Source organism: Cognatundibacterium crateris, from assembly GCF_010078235.1.
GTDB lineage: Bacteria > Pseudomonadota > Gammaproteobacteria > Burkholderiales > Burkholderiaceae_D > Undibacterium > Undibacterium crateris.
This window is the reverse complement of sequence record NZ_JAABOS010000007.1, coordinates 91257-111333: the sequence shown is the minus strand read 5'-3', so window position 1 is coordinate 111333 and position 20077 is coordinate 91257. Positions and strand designations below refer to the sequence as shown.

Here is a 20077-nt window from a genome sequence, read left to right as displayed (position 1 = left end):
CTTATTGAACGACAAATGAAGTGAAGAACACACCGCCGACTTTTTGCGGATCGCCCTTAGGAGTAAATGGCTGAGAAGTTTTCTCAACGATTTCTTCTACCAGTTTTTCTTTGCCCTCAGTTGAAATGATTTCGCTGGCTTCTTTACTCGACAACAGTAACAGCAGGCGGCTACGCACTTGCGGCATATTTGCTTTGATCAGGTCAGCCTGATCCTGGCCTTCAACCTGCAGTGTCATGGTCACCTGCAGATATTTATCGCCTTCATTCGACTGCAGATTGACGGTAAACGGTTCCATAGGCAGGAAGACCGGTGGCTTGGCCGCTTCCACTTTGTGTTCTTTTTCTTTATTGGCTGATTTTTTAGACAAAAAGAAAGCAGCTCCACCACCTATACCCGCCAGCAAAACGACTGCAGCAGCAATGATGATGATTAGTTTTTTCTTTGATTTGCCGCCAGCAGCGGGTTCACCGTGATCCGGTGCTGCTTTCGCAGGAGCTTTCGCCATGTTCTTCCTCTCATCTGGCAAGACGTGCCACGATTTTCTCTATTATCCGATATCGAAGGCATGCGTGAACGGTGAAACAGAGGGGGGAAACACCCTTAGCTCAGGCTTATCCTGGCATTGACTGTTTGCTGCCGCTCCTGATGACTGGTTCGTATGCCTGCGTATCGCTTCAGGTTCTTATTTTACCTGTTTCACTGGCAATATTTCCAGTTTGCTGCTCAGGCAAAGGTATCTACTGCTCCCGGATTGGTTCTGGCTCTGCCAACTGTTGTTGTGCTACGCGTTGTTTCTGCATCATTTCGCACAATTTCAGAGTTCCGGCGTATGCTGTTTTCCGGCTGGAAGCTTGCCTGCTGTTGTCCCTGTCCTTGTCCCTGCCCCGATGGCGACGACTGGGTCTGCACATTAAATCCCGCTAATTGCATACCCGCATCATTCATCATGTCGCGCAACTTAGGCATAGAGGCTTCCAGTGCCTGCCTGACTTCAGGCTGGGCTGTAATGAAAGTCGCATTGGCCTGATCCTGATTCAGACTGAGTATGATTTTCAGCGGCCCCAGATCTGGTGGATTCAGAGACAGCTCTGCCTGTTGCAGCTTGCTGGCCGCCATGCTGATCACATGCTCACCGATTGCTTTGTCCCAGCCAGTTTGATGTACGCCAATGGGAATTTGCACTGGACGGACGGCTTGCTCCGTCTGCACATAGGATGCGAATCCCGGGCTGGCTTGGGTTACAGAGGCTGGGAGGGCAGTGCTTTCCTGTTCTTTGCTGATAGCGACACGCATAGAGTTAGCAAATGACAGCTTTTCCTCAGATTTCTGTGTAAGTGCATTGAGCGTGGCGGCTGATTTTTCATCCGGCTTAATATCTGCACTGACGCGCTCCGATACCTTTTCGTTCAGTGCTGTTTCTATTTCAGGTAATGCACCCGGTTTGATTGATTCGTGTCTGATATCTGCAGGCTTTGCTGGCGCAGAAGTCTGCTGAGTTTTACTCATCATTTCTTTGCTCAGACCCGCATTTCCGTTGGCCAGTGCAACCTCAGGTTTTGCAGCCTGATCGGTCGTATCCAGCTTAAAAACCTGGTCTGCAGCAGTTGCATTGGATTCGCCCTTGTCAGTGATGTTGGCGTTGCTGCTCAATGTATCCAGGATCTGCGCTAATTGTTCTGTAGTGACAGGTGCAGAGGCTGGCTCAGCATTCGCGCTTTTTTCGGTATGAATAGCATCGGAACTGATTTTGCTATCTTGTGCTTTCGCCTGCGGTGATTCACTATCACTCTGCTTAGTACGCAGATTCTGTAACAATGCAGCTAAATCCATGCTTGGTGCTGCGATGGGCTTATCTTCTTCTTTTTCCTCGTGCGCGGCCTGGGTCGCGTTCGTGTTAGTGGTGTTGCCCGTCACTGGCGCGGGGCTTTTTGCTGCTACCACTTGTGGATCCGGATTTTTTAAGGAACGACTCACCAGTTCTTGCTTCAATTGTTGCTGAAACGAGGAAGTTAACGCTGCGCCATTTTTATTTGCACCGCCAGTATTCGCTGGCAGGAAATCGGCTGATGGCTTAATACTCGTGGTTTGCATGATCTTACTCACTCAGAACTGAAATTATTGTTTGTAAAAATAAGTGCGCGCAGCGAAGTCATCGGTCTGTTTCTGGTCCCGCTTACTTTCTTTTGCCAGTCGGACGGACTCAGCGCGCTTATCCAGTGTGTTGTACGACAAGCGTTTTTTTTCGTTGGCCTGCCAGTTCATTTTTGCCATTTCAATTTTGCGCTCGGCGTCTTTGACCACTAACTTTTGGCCATCAACCGCGCTATCCAGTTTGGCCAGAAAACTCATGAAGTTGCCGTACTGCGTAATATTGATACCACGCGCACTGGCATCCCTGAATTTCGCATCGTAATCATCCCGGTATTGCAGCAGCAAGTTCAGCTTGCTCAAGGTATCTTCATGCGCGCGTATCGCTTTCCCTAGCGTCTTGGCCGCCTCATCGGTATCACGTTCCGCAATTTCAATCAGAGTTTGTAGTGGAGACTTCGCTGCCATAATGATTTCAGTATAGTCGCCTCACAGGAGAATCTAAGCGTTAAACAGAGCCTGAAGTCCCGCTAAGCTCTCGGATATGCTGCATTTTTCCAGGATATTCTGTTGTAAAAATGCGGTAATGTGTGGGTGTAGCCGTATCGCTTCATCCAGCATAGGGTCTGAGCCAGGCGCATAGGCGCCGACGCTGATCAGATCCCGGCTGCGTTCGTAGCGCGAATACAGTTGCTTGAGCTTTCGCGATAATTGCTGATGTTCAGGTGTGGTGATGCTGTGCATGGCGCGGCTGATCGATTGTTCGATATCAATCGCCGGATAATGGCCTGCTTCTGCCAATGTACGGTTGAGCACGATATGGCCATCCAGAATCGCGCGGGCCGAGTCCGCGATCGGATCTTGCTGATCATCGCCTTCAGTCAAAACGGTATAGAAAGCGGTAATAGAGCCGCCGCCTTCCTTGCCATTGCCTGCGCGCTCGACCAGTACCGGCAGTTTAGCGAAAACGGATGGCGGATAGCCCTTGGTCGCTGGTGGCTCACCGATCGCCAGCGCAATTTCACGTTGGGCCATGGCGTAACGGGTCAGGGAATCCATAATCAACAAGACGTTATGGCCCTGATCGCGGAAAAACTCAGCGATGGTGGTGGCATAGGCAGCACCTTGCAAACGTAATAGCGGCGGCGCATCTGCGGGCGCTGCGACCACTGCCGAGCGTGCCAGACCTTCTTCACCCAGAATCTGTTCAATAAATTCCTTGACCTCGCGACCCCGTTCGCCGATCAGGCCGACTACGATCACGTCTGCCGTGGTATAGCGCGCCATCATGCCGAGCAGCACACTCTTACCGACGCCGGAACCGGCGAATAAGCCCAGCCTTTGTCCGCGACCCACACTCAGCATGCTATTAATGGCGCGCACGCCTACATCCAGTGTGTCGCTGATAGGCGCACGTTCAAGCGGGTTGTAAATTCTGGCTCCCAGTGGCGCACTGACTTGGGTATTGAGTGGCCCCAGCGTGTCAAGCGGCCGTCCATTGCCATCGACCACGCGACCCAGCAACTGATAGCCGACCGGTAACTGGCGGCTGCGGTCATTTGGTCTGCGCTGCGCCTGCTGCGCTGCGGACAACACTTCCGCATAGACTGGTGCACCCGGCGTCACACCATCCAGGTCACTATGTGGCATCAGGAACAGACGATCACCATCAAAGCCTACGACTTCCGCATCAATGTGTGATCCGTTCGCCAGATGGATGGCGCAGGCGCTGCCGACTGGCAGGCGCAAACCAACTGCTTCCATCACCAGACCGGTCACTTTGGTGACGCGTCCGGCAATCACCAGATCATCGGACGGACGTATGCCGGACTGGCTGGTTTTCAGCAGCGATTGCCATTCATGGGTCAGGGTAGCTTCCATTTATTTCAGTCCGGTGTCTGCAATTGCTCGGTGATGTGTGCACTCAGTTTTTGCCAGCGGTTTTCCAGACTGGCATCAATCACGTTTTGCGGCGTCTCTATCATGCAGCCACCACGTGTGATTTGTTCGTCGGGACTTATGCGCCAGCCTATCTGTTGCAGGGCAGGGGTGAGTAATTCCTGCACTTGGGCTGCATCATCAGGATGGACATGGATCTGGGTTGCCTGTTGGCGCGATGGCAGCTGAGCAATCGCATCTTCAGCGATACGTAAGATGACATCCGGCCGCATCTCGATTTGACTTCTGAGCATGGCTTGCGCCAGATCTAAGGCCAATGCCAGCAGATCTTTGCCGGTTTCCTTGCCCATGTGTTGCAGCTGTGCGCTGAAATTCGCGGTCAGCTCTTGTAAATGCTGTAATTCCTGCTGCATCTCTGTACGGGATTCGGCATAGGCCTGCTCTTTGCCGTCCAGCAGTCCTTGTTCGAATGCGCTTTGATATGCATCCTGATAAGCTTCCTGGCGCGCCTGTTGTCGCACCGCTTCCAGTTCTTCTTCTGTCAACATAGGAACCAGCGGGACTTCCACAACTGGTGCCGGGATGGGTTCCAGCTCTATTTTTGGATGTTTATCCCCGAACGAAGTCAGCTCCCATGGTCGGAAGGCGGCCGGATCGAGGTTGTGGAAAATACTAGACATACGCGTCATCGCCTTTAGAGCCCAGCATGATCTGACCTTCATCGGCCAGGCGACGTACCACCAGCAGGATTTGTTTCTGCTGCGTTTCAACTTCAGACAGACGTACCGGGCCTTTGGATTCCAGATCTTCACGCATCATTTCAGCAGCACGCGCCGACATATTGCGGAAGATTTTTTCACGCATATCCGGATTGGCACCTTTTAGCGCCACGATCAGCGAGTCAGACTGCACTTCGCGCAGCAGCATTTGTATGCCTTTGTCGTCAATGTCCATGATGTTATCGAAGACGAACATTTCATCCATGATTTTTTCTGCCATATCGCCATCGTATTTCCGCAGATTGTCCATCACAGAGGCTTCGTTTTCACCACTCATGAAGTTCAGAATTTCGGCAGCAGCACGCACACCACCGATGGATTTTTTCTTCAGACTTTCATTGCCAGTCAGCAGTTTGGTCAGTACATCATTGAGTTCGCGCAGCGCCGTCGGCTGAATACCATCCAGGGTGGCGATCCTCAGCACCACATCATTACGCAGGCGTTCAGAGAAATTGTTCAGAATCTCGCAAGCCTGATCGCTTTCCAGATGCACCAGTATGGTCGCGATAATTTGCGGATGCTCATTCTTGATCAGATCCGCTACTGAGGGCGAGTCCATCCATTTCAGGCTTTCTATGCCGCTGGCGTCTTTGCCACCCAGGATGCGGTTGAGCAGGGACGATGCCTTGTCGTCGCCCAGCGCTTTGGTCAGTACATTACGGATATACTCATCCGAATCCAGACCAACGGACGAACTGACGTCTGCTTCGGCTTTAAATTCTTCCAGTACCTTGGCAATTTTTTCATGCGGAATGGCGCCTATCGTTGCCATCGCGGCACCGATTTTCTGCACTTCCCGTGGGCCAAGAAATTTCATTACTTCAGCCGCACCATCCTCACCCAGAGCCAGCATAAAAGTGGCTGCTTTCTGTACGCCGTCATCACTCATTATTCACCCACTTTTTAATCACGTTAGCGACGATTCTTGGATCGGATTTAGCCAGTTCACGGGCCAGTTCCAGATTCATCTCATAAATAGTAGCTTGTTTGCCGGCAACTTGTTGTTCTTCTTCGCTGGAAAGCTGAACCACGGCACCGTCTTCTTCTGCGGCTGCGGCTTCTTCGGCGATACGTTCTTCCTCGGCGACGCGTTCCGCTTCCTCGGCTTCTGCTTTTGCCTTGGCTTCGGCTTCTTCCTTCTCTTTGTCTTTGCCCATGATCTTGTACAGGATAGGGCGTAAGTAGCCAAAGAACAGGTAAGCCATGACTGCAGCAAGCAATAAGTAACGCCCTAGTTCTTTGGCCAGCTGGATGTTCTCCGGCTGCTTCCAGAGTGGTGCATCAATCAGGTTTTCTTTATCTGGACCTACAAACGGACTATTGGCAACGCTTAAAGTATCTCCGCGTTCCTTGTTGAAGCCCATGGCTTCCCGTGCGAGATCGGTAATCTGTGCTTTTTCTGCATCGGTCAACGCACGTGGGATGACTTTGCCATTTTTGTCGGTTTCATTTTTGTAGTTGACCACGACTGCAACCGACAGGCGCTTGACACCGCCCATGCCTTGCTGGGTGTAGCGTATGGTTTTGTCGACTTCGTAGTTAATGGTGGAATCCTTCTGTACCAAGCCAGCTGCTGCAGCCTGGCTGGCGCCAGTGGTGGTGCTGGTAACCAGAGGAGCGGTTGCCGGTACCGGGGGCTGATTGGTCAGTGCGCCTGGAACGCCGGAAGGATTATTGTTTTTGTTGAAGGTCTCGCTGGATTGCTGGCTGCGTATGGTCGACGCTTCCGGTGGGGAGTTAGGGCGATAGCTTTCCGCTGCCTGCTCGCTTTTCGAGAAGTCGATATCGGCGGTTGCTTCCGCATGCACATTGTTGGCACCAACGATAGGGGCGATGATGGATTCTACCCGCTTGATAATGTTTTGCTGGTATTCCTGTACGTATTTCAGTTGGGATGGGTCCAGGTTGGCACCTATACCCTGGCGGTTCATATCAGACAGCAGGGTGCCATTCTGATCCACGATGGAGACGTTCTTGGTAGAGAGTTCCGGCACGCTACTGGCAACCAGATGCAGAATCGCGCTGACCTGTTGCTGGTCGAGATTGCGTCCCGGGTAGAGGTTCAGCAATACCGACGCAGTTGGTTTTTGCTGGTCGCGGATAAAGACGTTTTGTTTAGGAATGGCCAGATGCACGCGCGCCGCCTGTACGGAGGAGACCGCCTGGATAGAGCGCGCCAGCTCACCTTCGAGCGCGCGTTGGAAATTGACTTGTTCCAGAAACTGAGAAATGCCCAGTTTTTGATTTTCCATCAGTTCAAAGCCGACATTTCCGCCTTTAGGCAGCCCCTGCGACGCCAGTTTCAGGCGTGCATCATGTACTTGTGCAGCAGGTACCAGGATCGCATTACCGCCATCCGAATACTTATAGGGCACATTCATTTGCTGCAGCGATGCCACAATGGCGCCGCCATCACGGTCATTAAAGTTGGAAAACAGTACCTTGTACTCAGGTTGCTGTCCCCACAGCCACAGTCCGGCCATGATGGCTATGATCAGGGCGGCACCGCCGGATAACATCGCGATGCGTATGCCCGGGGTTTGCGGAATGCCGAACAGGCGTGGCGGTTCGGCAGCGATCTCTTCCGGATTCAACAGTGTGTCAGCTGTGGCCATACTTTACTCCAACCGCGGCAAAATCAATAAATTGTGGGTACATGATACTCGTCAGCTTAAGCGTTGATGGTTGATGGCAGCGGTTTTACGCTTCGCACACCAAACCAAGATGGTTTTTCTCTGTTAGCTATTTTGCGTTAACCGAAAAAAAATGATGTCCCGAATAAAGGGGATTTTCCCTGCTTACTCTGGCATATGCGGCAGACGGAAGCTGGTAACTTATTGCCTGGGACATTCTTTTAATGACGCTCAGCGAAGCAGCTCGGCATCGTGGATACCGGTTGCGTGCTTATGCAGTAATCCGGTGACTGCCTGTGGCGGAGTTGATTAAGCGGAGTAAGCTGACAGATTGAATAAAGGAGTTGATATGAAACTCGCAGGCATAGATAGCAGCCGCATTGATGCAATGGTGGCACAGTTGCGTAATGCAGCGGCGAAAATGGAGGCTGGCGCTGGTGTGAATCAGGCTGGCGCCGCGACAGGGGCGGCGGCAACGACAGCGCCACAAAAACTGGATTTCGCGGATGCCTTAAAGGCGTCGCTCGATCAGGTGAATGAGGTGCAAATGAGTTCCCAGGAGCTCGGGCGTAAATTTGCTTTGGGTGACGATAAAGTCAGCCTGTCCGATGTCATGATCTCTATGCAAAAAGCAAATATCTCGTTTCAGACTACGGTACAGGTCAGAAATAAACTGGTGACTGCATACCATGACATCATGAGTATGCAGATTTGAATGGTCGCGAAATTGACAGAAAAGGCGAGGGCGTATCAGCGTATGCCAGTTAATTTGGAATTGCGCTCCCGCTCCAGTTTCATAATGTAACGTTGAACGCTGGCCAGTACCGCATTGGACAGGTTGATGAACTGGCAACCTACACGGCGGTTCGATTTTCCATTCAGCAAAACCAATTCCTGAGAGTTTCTGACCTGCAGACTCACATCAACCAGACCGATAGTCGGCAACTCTACTTTGCAATGATCGTAGGTCGTGCCTACCGTTACATCCAATAGTTTTTTCTCATCCAGTACTGCAATGCCACCACAGCTGATGTCTACCAGTGTCAGCTTCAGCGTTTCTATCCGGCCATCGACTTCAACCGGGAAGTTGGCTTTGATCGGTGTAGAAAGCGGGGTATTGATGCGGTAATATTCGCGCCTTTGCAGGCGTATCAATGTGGCGGGAATAGGAAATTGCAGAGAAGGCCGGTTCTCAAAGCTGGCAATGCTGACTTTGTTTGCGGAGAACTGGATGCCTATCTTGTCCAGTAAGCCTTCAAACGAGATACGGTTTGCTTCCGCTATCCGCTGGTTCGCCAATTGACCAGGTGCACTGTCTACGATCACCAGATTGGCTGCCTCGTCGATATGCAAAATAGAGGTGATAAAAACCTCTGCCCCCCCGTTAATCAACATGCTGATTAACTGATTACTGTCACTTAGCCCGCGTAGCAGTGAAATAATTTCCCTGCGGGACTCAACTTGATAGGGACTTTGATTCTCTGTCCCAAGAGTGGGGGTAAGTTGCATATTTGTGTTGTTATTGTCAGTAAAATGAATGCGTAAAAAAGTCAGTGCGAAGTCAGTGCAGGTAGATCTTACTTTTTGTTGAATCCTGACTTTTCGGCTTCGATATGGTAAAGCCAAGCGAGCAGTTCTGCAACTGCGCGATACAGCTCTGGCGGAATATCCTGATCCAGCTCCACCCGCATCAGTAAACTCGTCAATTCTTTCGATTCATGCACATGTACGCCGTGCTCCCTGGCTTTGAGTATGATCTGTTCTGCAATCAGTCCTTTGCCCTTAGCAACAACTTTGGGCGCACCTTCACCTTCCTGATAGGCCAGCGCAACGGCATTTTTTAGCGGCAAGTGATGGGACTTATCATCCATGTTGTGTCGGTGAGTCTTTTGTCATTAAATTACGCCAGCAAAAGGATGTGGCGAGCGTAGAGCGGCCGGCGCCAGCGTGCAAACTAAGGTTTCTCAGGTGCTGACACGACTGCCCCTGATACCTGTAGTCCGGATATCTTCATGCCAGCGGCTTCGAGTGCAGTCGTTAAGCTGCTCTCATTTGCCGCGAGTGTCAATGCCGAAGATTCTGGTGCAGAGATCGCGATCTGTACGGTTTGCTGATGCAATTGTATTTTTGCGTCCAGCTCGCCTAGTCCGGGCAATGTCATGCGCAGGCGGGTATGCCAAATTTCCGGTTGTGGTGTATCCGCAGCAGCCTGATGATGGGGGTCTTTTGTGATCTGCCATTCCAGCTTTTGGCCTGGAAACAGTTCGCCGCGCCATTGCAGCTTGTCTTGCTCAAGCAGTTGTAACTGATTCTGGATTATTTGCTTCAATGTATCCGTATATTCACTTTGCTCAGCATTGGTATTTGGAATAGCCGCCAGCAAGCTATGCTGAGGCTCAGCCTCCAGTGCTTTCTGTTCCAGCTGTCCTTGTGCCCAGGCTGCAATATGCGATTCATAAAACAAACCACTTTGTGACACTGCCTTTTCCATGACCCCTGCCAACGCAGCTGGTTTGGCTAAGTCCTGAGCATCGCTCAACAAGGGCTGTGCAGAAAGCAGTTCTGCTCCGGACATGGGTTTTCCCTTGTCCGTCAGCCGTAACAAAATCTGACTGAGCGGGCTGAGTTGGGTCACGCTGCTGGTTTCAGTCTGCGCCAAGGGTAAGCCCAGACTTGCGCTCAGCTGTTCAGGGCTGATTCTGACCCACTGCGTTTGTTGGCTGTTGATGTCAGCATGCAAATTCAGCGTGTAATGTGCAATGTCCAGCGGCTGAGCCGGATTTTGCAAGCTGATGTGAATAGTTGGTGTCAACGTCAGTAAGCGAAAACTGAGTTTGTCGGCACCCGAAAAACTGGCGGGCAGCCTTAAGCTCGTGCTCAGATCACCGATACGTATGGTGCTTAGCTTATCGGCATTTGTGCCGAGTACTTCGGCTTGAGAAGGCTGACCCAGCGCCAGTTGAGCAAACTTGAGGTACGTGTTCTGATCGCCCGCTTTGAGTGGCAGGGCAGAGCTGATCGCCTCGACAGCGGAAATGGGTTTGTACAAGCTGTCGAGGCGCACAGGCATGATGTTTAGGCCGCGTTACCGGTCCCGTAGGCAGTATTGACCTTCATGGCTGTATTTGAGCTACGCATTAATTGCGACAACTCGGTCATCCAGGGTTCAGTGATATCGCGAATTTCTCTGTCATCCGCCAGGATTTTTTTAATGACCCGAATTTTTCTTTCTTTTAATTCAGGGGAGAGCGGGGCAGGCGTATCTGCCGTCTTTATTGCTTCAACTTTCAAGGAGCAATCACTTTCCAATACGCTTAAACGTTCCCAGTCCCGGTCCCGCGCAGCATTGAGCATCTGATTGGTCAGAGACGCGACATTTTCATACAAGGAGATAATTTCTAAGCTTTCCATTCTGAATCAAGCCTCAAAAACGTGAGTAGGACGTGGTTGTAAAGGGTCGTGCATCATGACAGGTGGCGCATCGGTTGTCGTAGCCTGTGGAGCAATCGCGTCCCAGGCGGATTTCAGGTCCCGCAATAATTTTGATACTTCAATCAGTGCATCTTCGCTGTTATTCAGGTTGGCCAGCAGCAATTGTCTGGTCATGTATTCGTATAATGCGTCGAGATTCAAGGCAATCTCACCACCAACCCGTTTATCAAGGCTGGCTCGTAAGCCATTGTCAATAATCGAAATGGCCTTGGAGATCGATTTGCCTTTGCCGGCAATATCGCCGCTATGCATTTGTACCTGAGCATTATTAATAGCAACAATGGCACCTTCAAACAGCATCACGATCAGTTTGTGAGGAGATGCTGCAATAACACCGGTTTCAACACCTATTTTTGTATAAGCATTCGCGCCATTTGATGATGAACTAAACATGGGAATTCCTTCGCTTAATCTTTTACTTGTTGGTGGTACCGTTTAAAACGTTAATTTGCTGGGTCAGGAAATTTTGGGTCGCTGTCATAGAACTCACAATTTTATCTAGCGCTGAAAATTGGGCCTGATACCTGGCTTGGGTAGCTGCCAGCCGCTTATTGATGGTGTCGGTCTGTTTTTGTAAATCTTTGATGGAACTGTTAATGCCATTGGTGGCATTGGTGATAGCTCCATTCGCGCCCACAAAGCGACTCAGGGCAGCATTCAGGTTAAATGCATAGCCTTGCGAAAAATTCACACTACCGCGGTCGCCGGTGGAGCCACCGCTGATCAGAACTTGTATTCCAGCCGAATCTGAACCACTGGCACCGGTCAGAGTTTGCCCTGTACCAATTGCTGCAACCCCGTTTAGGGTTCCTGTTACATTTTTACCCGGCGTACCTGAGGTTACAACGCCAGTCAATTGGTCGAGTCCGGTTCCTGATTTATTGCTCAGGCTGATATTTGAAGTTGACCCATAGCTGCCTGAGGTCATGTTCAGAAAGCCACTGGAGTCTATCGTGGCATTCAAGCTGATGCCCTTAGCGCTAAAGCCGGCAGTGCCATTGACTGCAGACTGTATCATGCTGGCTAACTGGGTTGCCGTGTATGTGCCAGCTGTGAGATTCACGTCAGCTGCTACGCCATCAACTGAAAATGACAGGGTAGTGCCGCTGGCAATTGTTGTCGGACCACTGTTGAGATTAAGACTGCCGGTCAGGCTTCCCTGGGTCGCTAATTGTGTGATGTTGACGGCATAAGAGCCGGGTTTGGTGCTGGGGCCAGAGCCAACAAAACTGGTCAGACTATCTGTGGTTTTGCCCGCAGCTGCAAACAAACCCGCCACATCGCTGAAATTGGCACTCAGCGCAGATTGTAATTTGCTGGAGTCGACTGCCAGTGAGCCGTCTTTTTGGAAAGAGATGCCTATCTGTGCCAGATTGGTCAGGCCACCACCAAGCCCGGCGACTGAGTTTGTCATCACACTGCGTATCTGATTTTGTACAGATTGCACAGTCGCATCACCCAGCAAGGCGCCCGCAGCTTTAGTCGTCGGATTGTAGGAGGTGACTGAGGCGATGGTAGAATTCAAGCTATTGTATGCATTTACAAATGCAGTAATGCCGCTTTGTATCTGGGTCGTATTTGCAGTCAGATTCAGATTGGTGGTGCCCACTTTCTGAGCTGTGATCGTCACACCTTGAATCGCGCTCGACACATTATTGCTGGCGCTGGTGACAGGAATACCATTTACGGTCAGATTCGCACTTTGTGCATTCACAACTTCTTTAAAATTCTGTGTGCCAGCCGGATCATAGTTCATCAGGTTAGCCAGCGCGCTATCACCAGTAGTGCTGATTTTCATACTGGAAGTCGCGCCGGTCTTACTGGAGTTGAGTACCAGGTGATACGGGGTGGCACTGCCATCGCCGACTATCGAAGCTTGTACGCCGATTTTTGCAGCGTTAATGGCGTCGCGTATGCCTTGCAGTGAGTTATTGGTGCTGTCTATGGTGACCGTACCGGTTGCCTGTGTAGCATCCTGTTCAAAGCTTGCACCGGTATACACGCCGGACGCAGCGGTTCCCGTGATGGTACCAAATTGAAAGCTAATGGTCGTGCTGGCTCCAGATCCTATCGGTGTCGTGGTACTAACCTGGCCAGCACTGGAAATAGTTTGTGCTTGCGCAATTTTGCTGACATTGATGTTGTAGCTGCCAGCGACTGCCGTACTGTTAGTGGATGCACTGGCTACCGAAGCATCTGACATTGCAGCATTCAGATTCTTAAAGGTATTGACGTTGTTGAGGGTGGCAAGTGCAGTTTGTAATGAACTGAGCGCGCCATTGACTGTACCAAAGGCAGTCAGGTCAGCCTGGTAGCTGGCTTGTTTTCTGGTGATGTTGATTAAAGGCGTACTCTCAGCCTGCATCAGCTTACTGATGATGCCGCTCACATCCAGTCCAGATCCGACGCCAGTTGATTGAATTGTAGCCACGTGATTCTCCTTAATTAGCCATCACTTTATCAAATCAACGACCGACCCAATCCGGATGACAGAGGGGTATTTATGGGTCAATTTCCGAAAAAGCCATTACGCCTGCTGTTTTATGAGCAGACCTTGCAGCTTATCCAGCGATTTCGAGATTTCCAAAGCTTCTTCACTTGGAATCTGACGTAATACTTGCTTGGTTTGCTGATCGATAATTTTAACGACCACTTTGTCACTGTCTTTATCGACACTGAACTGCAAATCCTGAGAGAGTGACTGTATGCTTTTGTTGATGTCAGCGACAGCTTTAGTGACCTGGCTAAGGTCTGGTGCGGTGCCGGACTCAGTTTTGGCGTTTGTAGTGCCTGAGAGTCCATTGGTATTTCCGACACGTTGTGCATCAGAACTGATGTTCACTTTTTCACTGATCAGTTGTCCTGATTGCACTGAATTGCCAATCGATCGGATGTCCATGATCATTTCCTTAAAGTAGTATCCCCCGATCGTAATGACCGGGGGAAAATTTACATCATACTAATTGTATCCGCTGTTTGGGATTAGCCGCGCAGCAGTGCCAACACGCCGTTAGGAGCAGAGTTAGCCTGCGCCAGAATCGCCGTACCAGCTTGTTGTAATACCTGTGCACGGGTCATATTCGCTGTTTCAGATGCGAAGTCAGCATCTTGAATACGGCTACGTGCAGAAGATAAGTTTTCTTGCGAAGTTTGCAGGCTGGTGACCGCAGAAGTGAAGCGGTTCTGGAACGCACCCAACGAAGCGCGGGAGGAGTTCACAGATTGCAGTGCCGAGTCAATGGTCGCCAGCGCTGATGTTGCACTTGAGGCGGAGGTCAGGTCCAGTGAAGACAAGCCGCCACCGACTGTTACAGAGGCAGAGACTGCCGTTGTGCTCAGACCAACCGATGTTGCACCTACACCTGCCGCAGCGCTGGTTGTACCGGCAGTCAGACCAGAGGCTGTCAGGCCACCAGCTGTACCTGCAACAACAATGTTGCCACCTGTGAGGGATTGCAATTTCAGTGTGCCGCTGGAGTTTGCAGTTGCAGTTACGCCTGTTTTTGCAGCAGAGGCATTGATTGCGTCGGCGATGTTTTGGCCGGCAATCGCTGCTGTCGCACCACTGGCAACTGCACCAATATCAAAGCCATTGATGGTGATACCACCTGCAGACAAGCCAGATGTAGTCGCTGCACCACCTGCTGTGACGCTGGTTTCTGCGCCATTGGTTACCTGAATACCTTTGGAGCTGCTGGAAGTCAGGCTGACCTGTGCTGAAACGGTAGAAGTCGATGCACCGCTGGTGGCACTGGCTGTCAGACCAGTCAGCGCGTCAACTGTGGATGCGCTTTGTGTTCTTTCGATGGTGATATTACGACCATCGGAAGCCGACAGATTCACAGCGCCAGTAGCAGTGTCATAGCTGGCAGATACGCCGGATTGTGCGGATTTAGCATTGATCGCGGCTGTCATTTGGGAGCCGCGTTCTGCTGCTGTACTTGCAGAAGCAACTGCGCCGATGTCAACGCCGTTGATTTTGATAGAGCCAGAAGTGATAGCAGTCAGACCGCCGCTGCTGACTGCAGTACCGGCAACGCTGTTTGCATTCACGACTGCGGACACGCCGGTATTGCCGGAAGCTGCGTTGATCGCTGCTGCTTTAGCAATCGCACTGCCGTGAGAATCTTTGTAGGAAACGCCGTCAGCACTGGATGCGCCTATGCTTACACCGTTGATGACCAGGGAGCCTGCGCCGATTGCATCATTGGTGTTCGATGCGCCAGCCAAAGAAGAGGAGTAGCTGGAGCTGGAGCCTACACCCAAAGAGCTGGATTTAGCGCTGGAGATGGCGCCGATCGTGATCTGATCGTTAGATGTGCCGTTTGCACCAACCTGGAAAGTCTGGTTTGCGAAAGAGCCATCCAGCAGATTCACGCCGTTGAAGTTAGATGTGCTGGCCACACGGTTGATCTCGGAGATCAGTTGGCTTGCTTCGTTATTCAACGCTGCACGGTCAGATGCACTGTTAGTACCGTTGGATGCCTGAACGGCCAGATCACGGATACGTTGTAAGTTGGAGCCGATTTGCTGCAAATCGCCCTCAGCAGTTTGCGCGAGAGAGATACCATCGTTTGCATTACGAGCTGCCTGGTTTTGACCGCTCAGCTGGGATGTCATACGTTGGGAAATTGCCAGACCCGCCGCATCGTCTTTTGCACTGTTGATACGCATACCGGATGACAGACGTTGCATCGCAGTGGACAAAGACGCTTGAGAAGAGTTCAGATTGCGTTGTGCATTGATCGACGCAATATTGGTATTGATATATGAAGCCATGTTGATTCTCCTTACCTAAGTTATTCAATTCGGCGTTTGAGCCTCAAACTTTGGTCTGTCTTGTTGACTGTTGCACCGCCGTTGTGAAGGGTAACGGTCAAGGTTTGAAAACTTTTAGGAAGTTACCGCAAATAAATATTATTTTTTTTGCTTAAGTTTCTCTGTATTTTCCGCTCTACGACATTTTTTTAAAATACTTTAGGGTAATTTGGACTGTAATCTTGCCTCTGTTTTGCTGATTAAAAAGAAATTTTCTCGATAAAATGAGGGTGTCAAATTGGCTTCTTGCGCATCTGAGCTGTGATTTCTACGTTGCATGATAGGTGTTGCAGGAATTTTTGCTACATTTTCCGCGTCAGGACTTGAAAGAGGTAGTTATAGTGAAAGCAATTAATCCGCAAAAATTTCTGTCAGAAGCCAAAGCAAGTCTGAAAAATGGCGACCTTGCCCATGCCGCTGATCTGTGCCTGCAAATTACCGCACGCTATCCCTTGAATGCGGATGCCCATTATCTCCTGGCTAAAATAGGTATACAGCAAAGTAACTTTGAAGCTGCCTGGCATGCATTGCAAAAAGCCTTTGAAGGCAGCGTGGCATCAAAGATGGACGCCGATGCCTGTTACGACTTAATGAATGCGCTGATAGCAGCAAAGAATTTTGCTTTGCTCGAAAAAGTCAGTGCCTGGCTGACGACGGTCTTGCCACGTGACCCATTTGGCTGGGATTACCTCGCCATCAGTCGCATTGAACAACAGGATTTTGAACGTGCACTCGAAGTCGGTAAGCGCGCCTTAGCGCTGATGCCGCAAAATGCGCACATACAGGGCAATGTGGGTGCGGCGCTGAATGGATTGCAGCGTTTTCCTGAAGCGATACAGGCTTTGCAAAGAGCGATAGTGATGGAGCCTGGGCTGGCGAATGCGCACAATAATCTGGGTAATGCCCTCAATGGAAATGGTCAGCAGGAGGAGGCAATTGCTTCTTATTTGAGAGCGATCAGTATCAATCCTGAGGTGCCTTTCTTTTACAGTAATCTGGCTGAGGTCTACACGGCACAGAAAGAATACGACAAGGCCGAAGACTACTATCGCAAAGCAATCGCAATCATGCCTGATAATCCTATCGCGGTACCGGCATTGATCGACGTGCTGACACTTAAAGGTAAGGCCAAGGAAGCGATCGATTTTGCCGAGCTTGAAATTCTGAATCAGCCGCGTAATTCAAAAATCTGGGCCGCTTATGGCAATTCTTTGCAAAGAGCCAGCAAAGCCGATAAGGCACTGGATGCATATATGCAGGCCTTGGCCTTGGAACAAGATCCACAATCTAAATTCAGCCGTAAAATCTATAGTTCCTTGTTATTTGTCCTGAATTACCATCCGGATTTACCGGCCGAGGTGATTTATGGCGGCTATGAAGAATTCGAGCAGCGCTTTGGTGCGCCGTTCCGTGGGGAATGGTTGCCGTTTCTGAACCAACGCGACCCTGGCAAGAAGCTGAAAGTCGGCATCGTCTCACAAGCTTTTTACAACCAGGTCTGCCGTTATTTCCTGTTGCCTATGATGGAGCATCTGGATCGCAGCAATATCGAAGTATTTGCCTATTCAGATCCGCCAATGGAAGACGTGGTGACAGATAAATATAAGGCATGTACTGATCATTGGAGAGTAACTAATCATTTATCAGATGCAGAACTGGCTGCGCAGATACGTAACGATGGTATTGATATTCTGATTGATATTGGCGGACATTCGACCGACAACCGGCTGGGCGTATTTGCCCGCAAACCTGCACCGGTTTCCTTTCACTGGCTGGATTTCGGCTACACCACAGGATTGAAGGCGATCGATTACTACGTGACTGACCAGTACTCGGTGACCGATCACTGCGATCATCTGTTCTCAGAGAAGATTTGGCGCCTGAACGGGCCGACTATCGTATACCGCCCTGATCCCGGCGTACCTGAAATGAGTGAGCCTCCATGTCTTAAAGACGGCATTGTGACCTTTGGCAGCCTGTCACGCGCCAATCGTATCAATCACAAAGTGATCAAGGTGTGGGCGGCCATCCTGGATGCCATGCCGAATTCACGTCTGGTGCTCAATAGCGGAGACTTCCATGATCCAGGTATACAGGATGAAATGGCGAAACGCTTTGAAGCTTACGGCATAGAGCGTTCGCGTCTGGATATTGGCTATGCGTCGCCTTCATGGGTGCCCTTACAGAAAATCGATATCAGCCTGGACTGCTTCCCGCATAACTCTGGAACCACCTTAATTGAAAGCCTGTATATGGGCATACCCTATATCACCTTAGTAGACCGGCCTAGTGTAGGACGGCTGGGGGCCAGTATTCTGCATGCGGCCGGATTCCCTGAGTGGATTGCCGAAACCGAGATGGAATATGCGCAAAAGGCGCTGATATTGGCGCACGATATCGAGAGGCTGGTGCATTATCGCCAGACCATGCGCCAGACTATGCGCGAATCATTGCTGATGAATGAACCCGCATTCGGGCAGAGTTTTGATCAGGCTTTACGTCAGATGTGGTTGCGTTATTGTGAGGATAATCAGGTATGAAAGCGGTGATTTTAGCGGGTGGCCTGGGTACCCGGATTTCTGAAGAAACCCATTTGCGGCCTAAGCCCATGATAGAAATCGGTGGTCACCCTATTTTGTGGCACATCATGAAAAGCTATTCTGCGCATGGCGTGAATGACTTTGTGATTTGCTGTGGCTATAAGGGCTACATGATCAAAGAGTATTTCGCCAATTACTTTCTGCATATGTCGGATGTGACCTTCGACATGCAAAACAATCGCATGGAAGTGCATGAGAGACATGCCGAACCCTGGAAAGTCACCTTGGTGGATACTGGTGAAGAAACCATGACAGGCGGGCGTTTGAAGCGGGTCGCCCGTTACATCCAGGATGAAGAAGCATTTTGCTTCACGTATGGCGATGGTGTATCAGATGTGAATATTGCAGAGTCTATACGCTTTCACCGTGAGCACGGTAAGTCTGCCACCGTCACTGCGGTATTGCCGCCGGGCCGTTATGGTGCGCTGGAACGCCAGGGTGTACAGGTAGCAGGTTTTACAGAAAAACCACGTGGTGATGGCGGCTGGATCAATGGCGGCTATTTTGTCTTGTCGCCCGAAGTGTTGCAGCTGATTCCGGATGACAGCTGCAGTTGGGAGAGTGATCCGCTGAATCAGTTAGCCAGTCAGCAGCAACTGATGGCCTTCGAACACAGCGGCTTCTGGCAGCCTATGGATACCTTACGCGAAAAAAATATGCTGGAAGAATTGTGGAATTCCGGACGGGCGCCATGGAAAATCTGGTAGCGAGACCGCGTCTGCCTGACCCTGCGTTTTGGCGGGGTAAGCGTGTTTTACTGACCGGGCATACCGGCTTCAAAGGTGCCTGGCTGGCACACTGGTTGTCTGCGCTGGGAGCGCAGGTGCATGGGCTGGCGCTGGCTCCTGCCACTACACCTAACTTATTTGAAGCGCTGTCGCTGCCGGATATCAGACATCAATTGGCAGATATCCGTGACGCCGACACGGTCAAACGCAGCTTCCGGCAAGCCGAGCCGGAAATTGTGCTGCATCTGGCTGCTCAGGCACTGGTCAGGCCCGCTTACCAGACACCGCTTGAAACCTTGTCTAGCAATGTGATGGGAACAGCGCATGTGCTCGATGCGATGCGGCTGACGCCCGGTGTGCGGGTCGGCGTCATGGTCACTACTGACAAAGTGTATAAAAATCTGGAGACCGGCCAGTCTTATCCTGAAACCGCTGAGTTAGGCGGACATGATCCTTACAGTGCGAGTAAAGCGGCCAGTGAGCTGGTGATTGCCAGTTACCGCAGCGCTTTCCTGCAAGAGATGGATATCCGGATTGCGACGGCAAGAGCGGGCAATGTGATCGGTGGCGGTGACTGGTCGCAGGATAGATTATTACCCGATGCAGCCAAAGCCTGGCATCTGGAGCAGGAAGTTTTGATACGACGCCCTGATGCAGTACGCCCCTGGCAGCATGTGCTGGAACCGCTATGCGCTTACCTGTGCCTGGCGGAGTCGCTGTGGGTTGATGCGCGCTTTGCCACTGCCTGGAATTTTGGGCCGGACAGTGCCGCTACCGTACGGGAAGTGGTACAGACGGCGCATACCGCATTTGGACGTGGTGATCTGCGTTTTGCGACCCAGCCGGAAGGGCCGCATGAAGCTGGCTTGTTGGCACTGGATGCGGCCAAGGCGAGAGCTGAACTGAATATCTACGGACGCTGGCAACTGGCCGGGTCAGTGCAGCGCACGATGGCCTGGTATCAGCAGTTTTATCAAGGTGTGCCTGCGGCACAGCTGTGCGACCGTGATTTGCAGGATTTTCTGCAGGCCTGAAAG

19 protein-coding genes are annotated in these 20077 nt (G+C 51.0%); 4 read left to right on the top strand and 15 right to left on the bottom strand.

The annotated features are described in order from the left end of the window. Position 1 precedes the first annotated feature (1 nt). From fliL to fliF, 7 genes are all read right to left on the bottom strand, one after another. Positions 2-508: a flagellar basal body-associated protein FliL gene (gene fliL / locus EYB48_RS13750; RefSeq protein WP_162020941.1), complete on the bottom strand. Its 507-nt coding sequence runs from the start codon at positions 506-508 to the stop codon at positions 2-4. A gap of 218 nt (positions 509-726) precedes the next feature. Then, positions 727-2094: a flagellar hook-length control protein FliK gene (locus EYB48_RS13745; RefSeq protein ID WP_162020940.1), complete on the bottom strand. Its 1368-nt coding sequence runs from the start codon at positions 2092-2094 to the stop codon at positions 727-729. 24 nt (positions 2095-2118) lie between these two features. After that, the gene (gene fliJ, locus EYB48_RS13740; protein ID WP_162020939.1) at positions 2119-2559 is read right to left on the bottom strand and encodes a flagellar export protein FliJ; all 441 of its coding nucleotides are present in this window, start codon (positions 2557-2559) and stop codon (positions 2119-2121) included. 33 nt (positions 2560-2592) lie between these two features. Then, on the bottom strand, positions 2593-3972 hold the full coding sequence (gene fliI, locus EYB48_RS13735) for a flagellar protein export ATPase FliI (RefSeq protein ID WP_162020938.1): 1380 nt from the start codon (positions 3970-3972) through the stop codon (positions 2593-2595). Positions 3973-3977: 5 nt separating this feature from the next. Then, on the bottom strand, positions 3978-4670 hold the full coding sequence (locus tag EYB48_RS13730; protein WP_162020937.1) for a FliH/SctL family protein: 693 nt from the start codon (positions 4668-4670) through the stop codon (positions 3978-3980). Continuing rightward, on the bottom strand, positions 4663-5658 hold the full coding sequence (gene fliG / locus EYB48_RS13725; protein ID WP_162020936.1) for a flagellar motor switch protein FliG: 996 nt from the start codon (positions 5656-5658) through the stop codon (positions 4663-4665). The genes EYB48_RS13730 and fliG overlap by 8 nt, the downstream gene beginning before the upstream one ends. Beyond that, positions 5651-7384, bottom strand: a complete 1734-nt coding sequence (gene fliF, locus EYB48_RS13720; protein WP_162020935.1) for a flagellar basal-body MS-ring/collar protein FliF — start codon at positions 7382-7384, stop codon at positions 5651-5653. The genes fliG and fliF overlap by 8 nt, the downstream gene beginning before the upstream one ends. Positions 7385-7751: 367 nt before the next feature. On the opposite strand from fliF, the gene fliE reads away from it, so the two are divergent. Further along, positions 7752-8117 carry a flagellar hook-basal body complex protein FliE gene (fliE, locus tag EYB48_RS13715; protein WP_162020934.1) on the top strand — a complete coding sequence of 122 codons (366 nt, stop codon included), beginning with the start codon at positions 7752-7754 and terminating at the stop codon, positions 8115-8117. A 35-nt stretch (positions 8118-8152) separates the two neighbouring features. Here fliE and EYB48_RS13710 read toward each other — a convergent pair whose 3' ends face one another. The 8 genes from EYB48_RS13710 to EYB48_RS13675 all read right to left on the bottom strand — a co-directional run bounded on the left by EYB48_RS13710 (position 8153) and on the right by EYB48_RS13675 (position 15673). Further along, complete coding sequence (locus EYB48_RS13710; RefSeq protein WP_162020933.1) at positions 8153-8911, bottom strand: flagellar brake protein; 759 nt, start codon at positions 8909-8911, stop codon at positions 8153-8155. A 68-nt stretch (positions 8912-8979) separates the two neighbouring features. Continuing rightward, positions 8980-9273 carry an EscU/YscU/HrcU family type III secretion system export apparatus switch protein gene (locus EYB48_RS13705; RefSeq protein WP_162020932.1) on the bottom strand — a complete coding sequence of 98 codons (294 nt, stop codon included), beginning with the start codon at positions 9271-9273 and terminating at the stop codon, positions 8980-8982. A gap of 83 nt (positions 9274-9356) precedes the next feature. Then, positions 9357-10472, bottom strand: a complete 1116-nt coding sequence (gene fliK, locus EYB48_RS13700) for a flagellar hook-length control protein FliK (protein WP_162020931.1) — start codon at positions 10470-10472, stop codon at positions 9357-9359. 5 nt (positions 10473-10477) lie between these two features. After that, positions 10478-10813, bottom strand: a complete 336-nt coding sequence (locus tag EYB48_RS13695) for a flagellar protein FliT (protein WP_162020930.1) — start codon at positions 10811-10813, stop codon at positions 10478-10480. A gap of 6 nt (positions 10814-10819) precedes the next feature. Continuing rightward, positions 10820-11287: a flagellar export chaperone FliS gene (fliS, locus tag EYB48_RS13690; RefSeq protein ID WP_162020929.1), complete on the bottom strand. Its 468-nt coding sequence runs from the start codon at positions 11285-11287 to the stop codon at positions 10820-10822. A gap of 22 nt (positions 11288-11309) precedes the next feature. Then, on the bottom strand, positions 11310-13325 hold the full coding sequence (fliD, locus tag EYB48_RS13685) for a flagellar filament capping protein FliD (RefSeq protein WP_328823410.1): 2016 nt from the start codon (positions 13323-13325) through the stop codon (positions 11310-11312). A 96-nt stretch (positions 13326-13421) separates the two neighbouring features. Further along, on the bottom strand, positions 13422-13793 hold the full coding sequence (locus EYB48_RS13680) for a flagellar protein FlaG (protein WP_162020928.1): 372 nt from the start codon (positions 13791-13793) through the stop codon (positions 13422-13424). 83 nt (positions 13794-13876) lie between these two features. Next, entirely contained in the window at positions 13877-15673 is a 1797-nt protein-coding gene (locus EYB48_RS13675) for a flagellin N-terminal helical domain-containing protein (protein WP_162020927.1), read from the bottom strand. A gap of 380 nt (positions 15674-16053) precedes the next feature. Here EYB48_RS13675 and EYB48_RS13670 point away from each other — a divergent pair, with 380 nt between their 5' ends. The 3 genes from EYB48_RS13670 to rfbG are packed head-to-tail and all read left to right on the top strand — an operon-like array spanning position 16054 to position 20074. Further along, positions 16054-18252: an O-linked N-acetylglucosamine transferase, SPINDLY family protein gene (locus tag EYB48_RS13670; protein WP_162020926.1), complete on the top strand. Its 2199-nt coding sequence runs from the start codon at positions 16054-16056 to the stop codon at positions 18250-18252. Then, a complete protein-coding gene (gene rfbF / locus EYB48_RS13665; protein WP_162020925.1) occupies positions 18249-19019 on the top strand; it encodes a glucose-1-phosphate cytidylyltransferase in 771 nt (256 codons plus the stop codon). Before EYB48_RS13670 ends, rfbF begins: the two co-directional genes overlap by 4 nt. Then, entirely contained in the window at positions 19004-20074 is a 1071-nt protein-coding gene (gene rfbG, locus EYB48_RS13660; protein ID WP_162020924.1) for a CDP-glucose 4,6-dehydratase, read from the top strand. Before rfbF ends, rfbG begins: the two co-directional genes overlap by 16 nt. Positions 20075-20077: the final 3 nt, after the last annotated feature.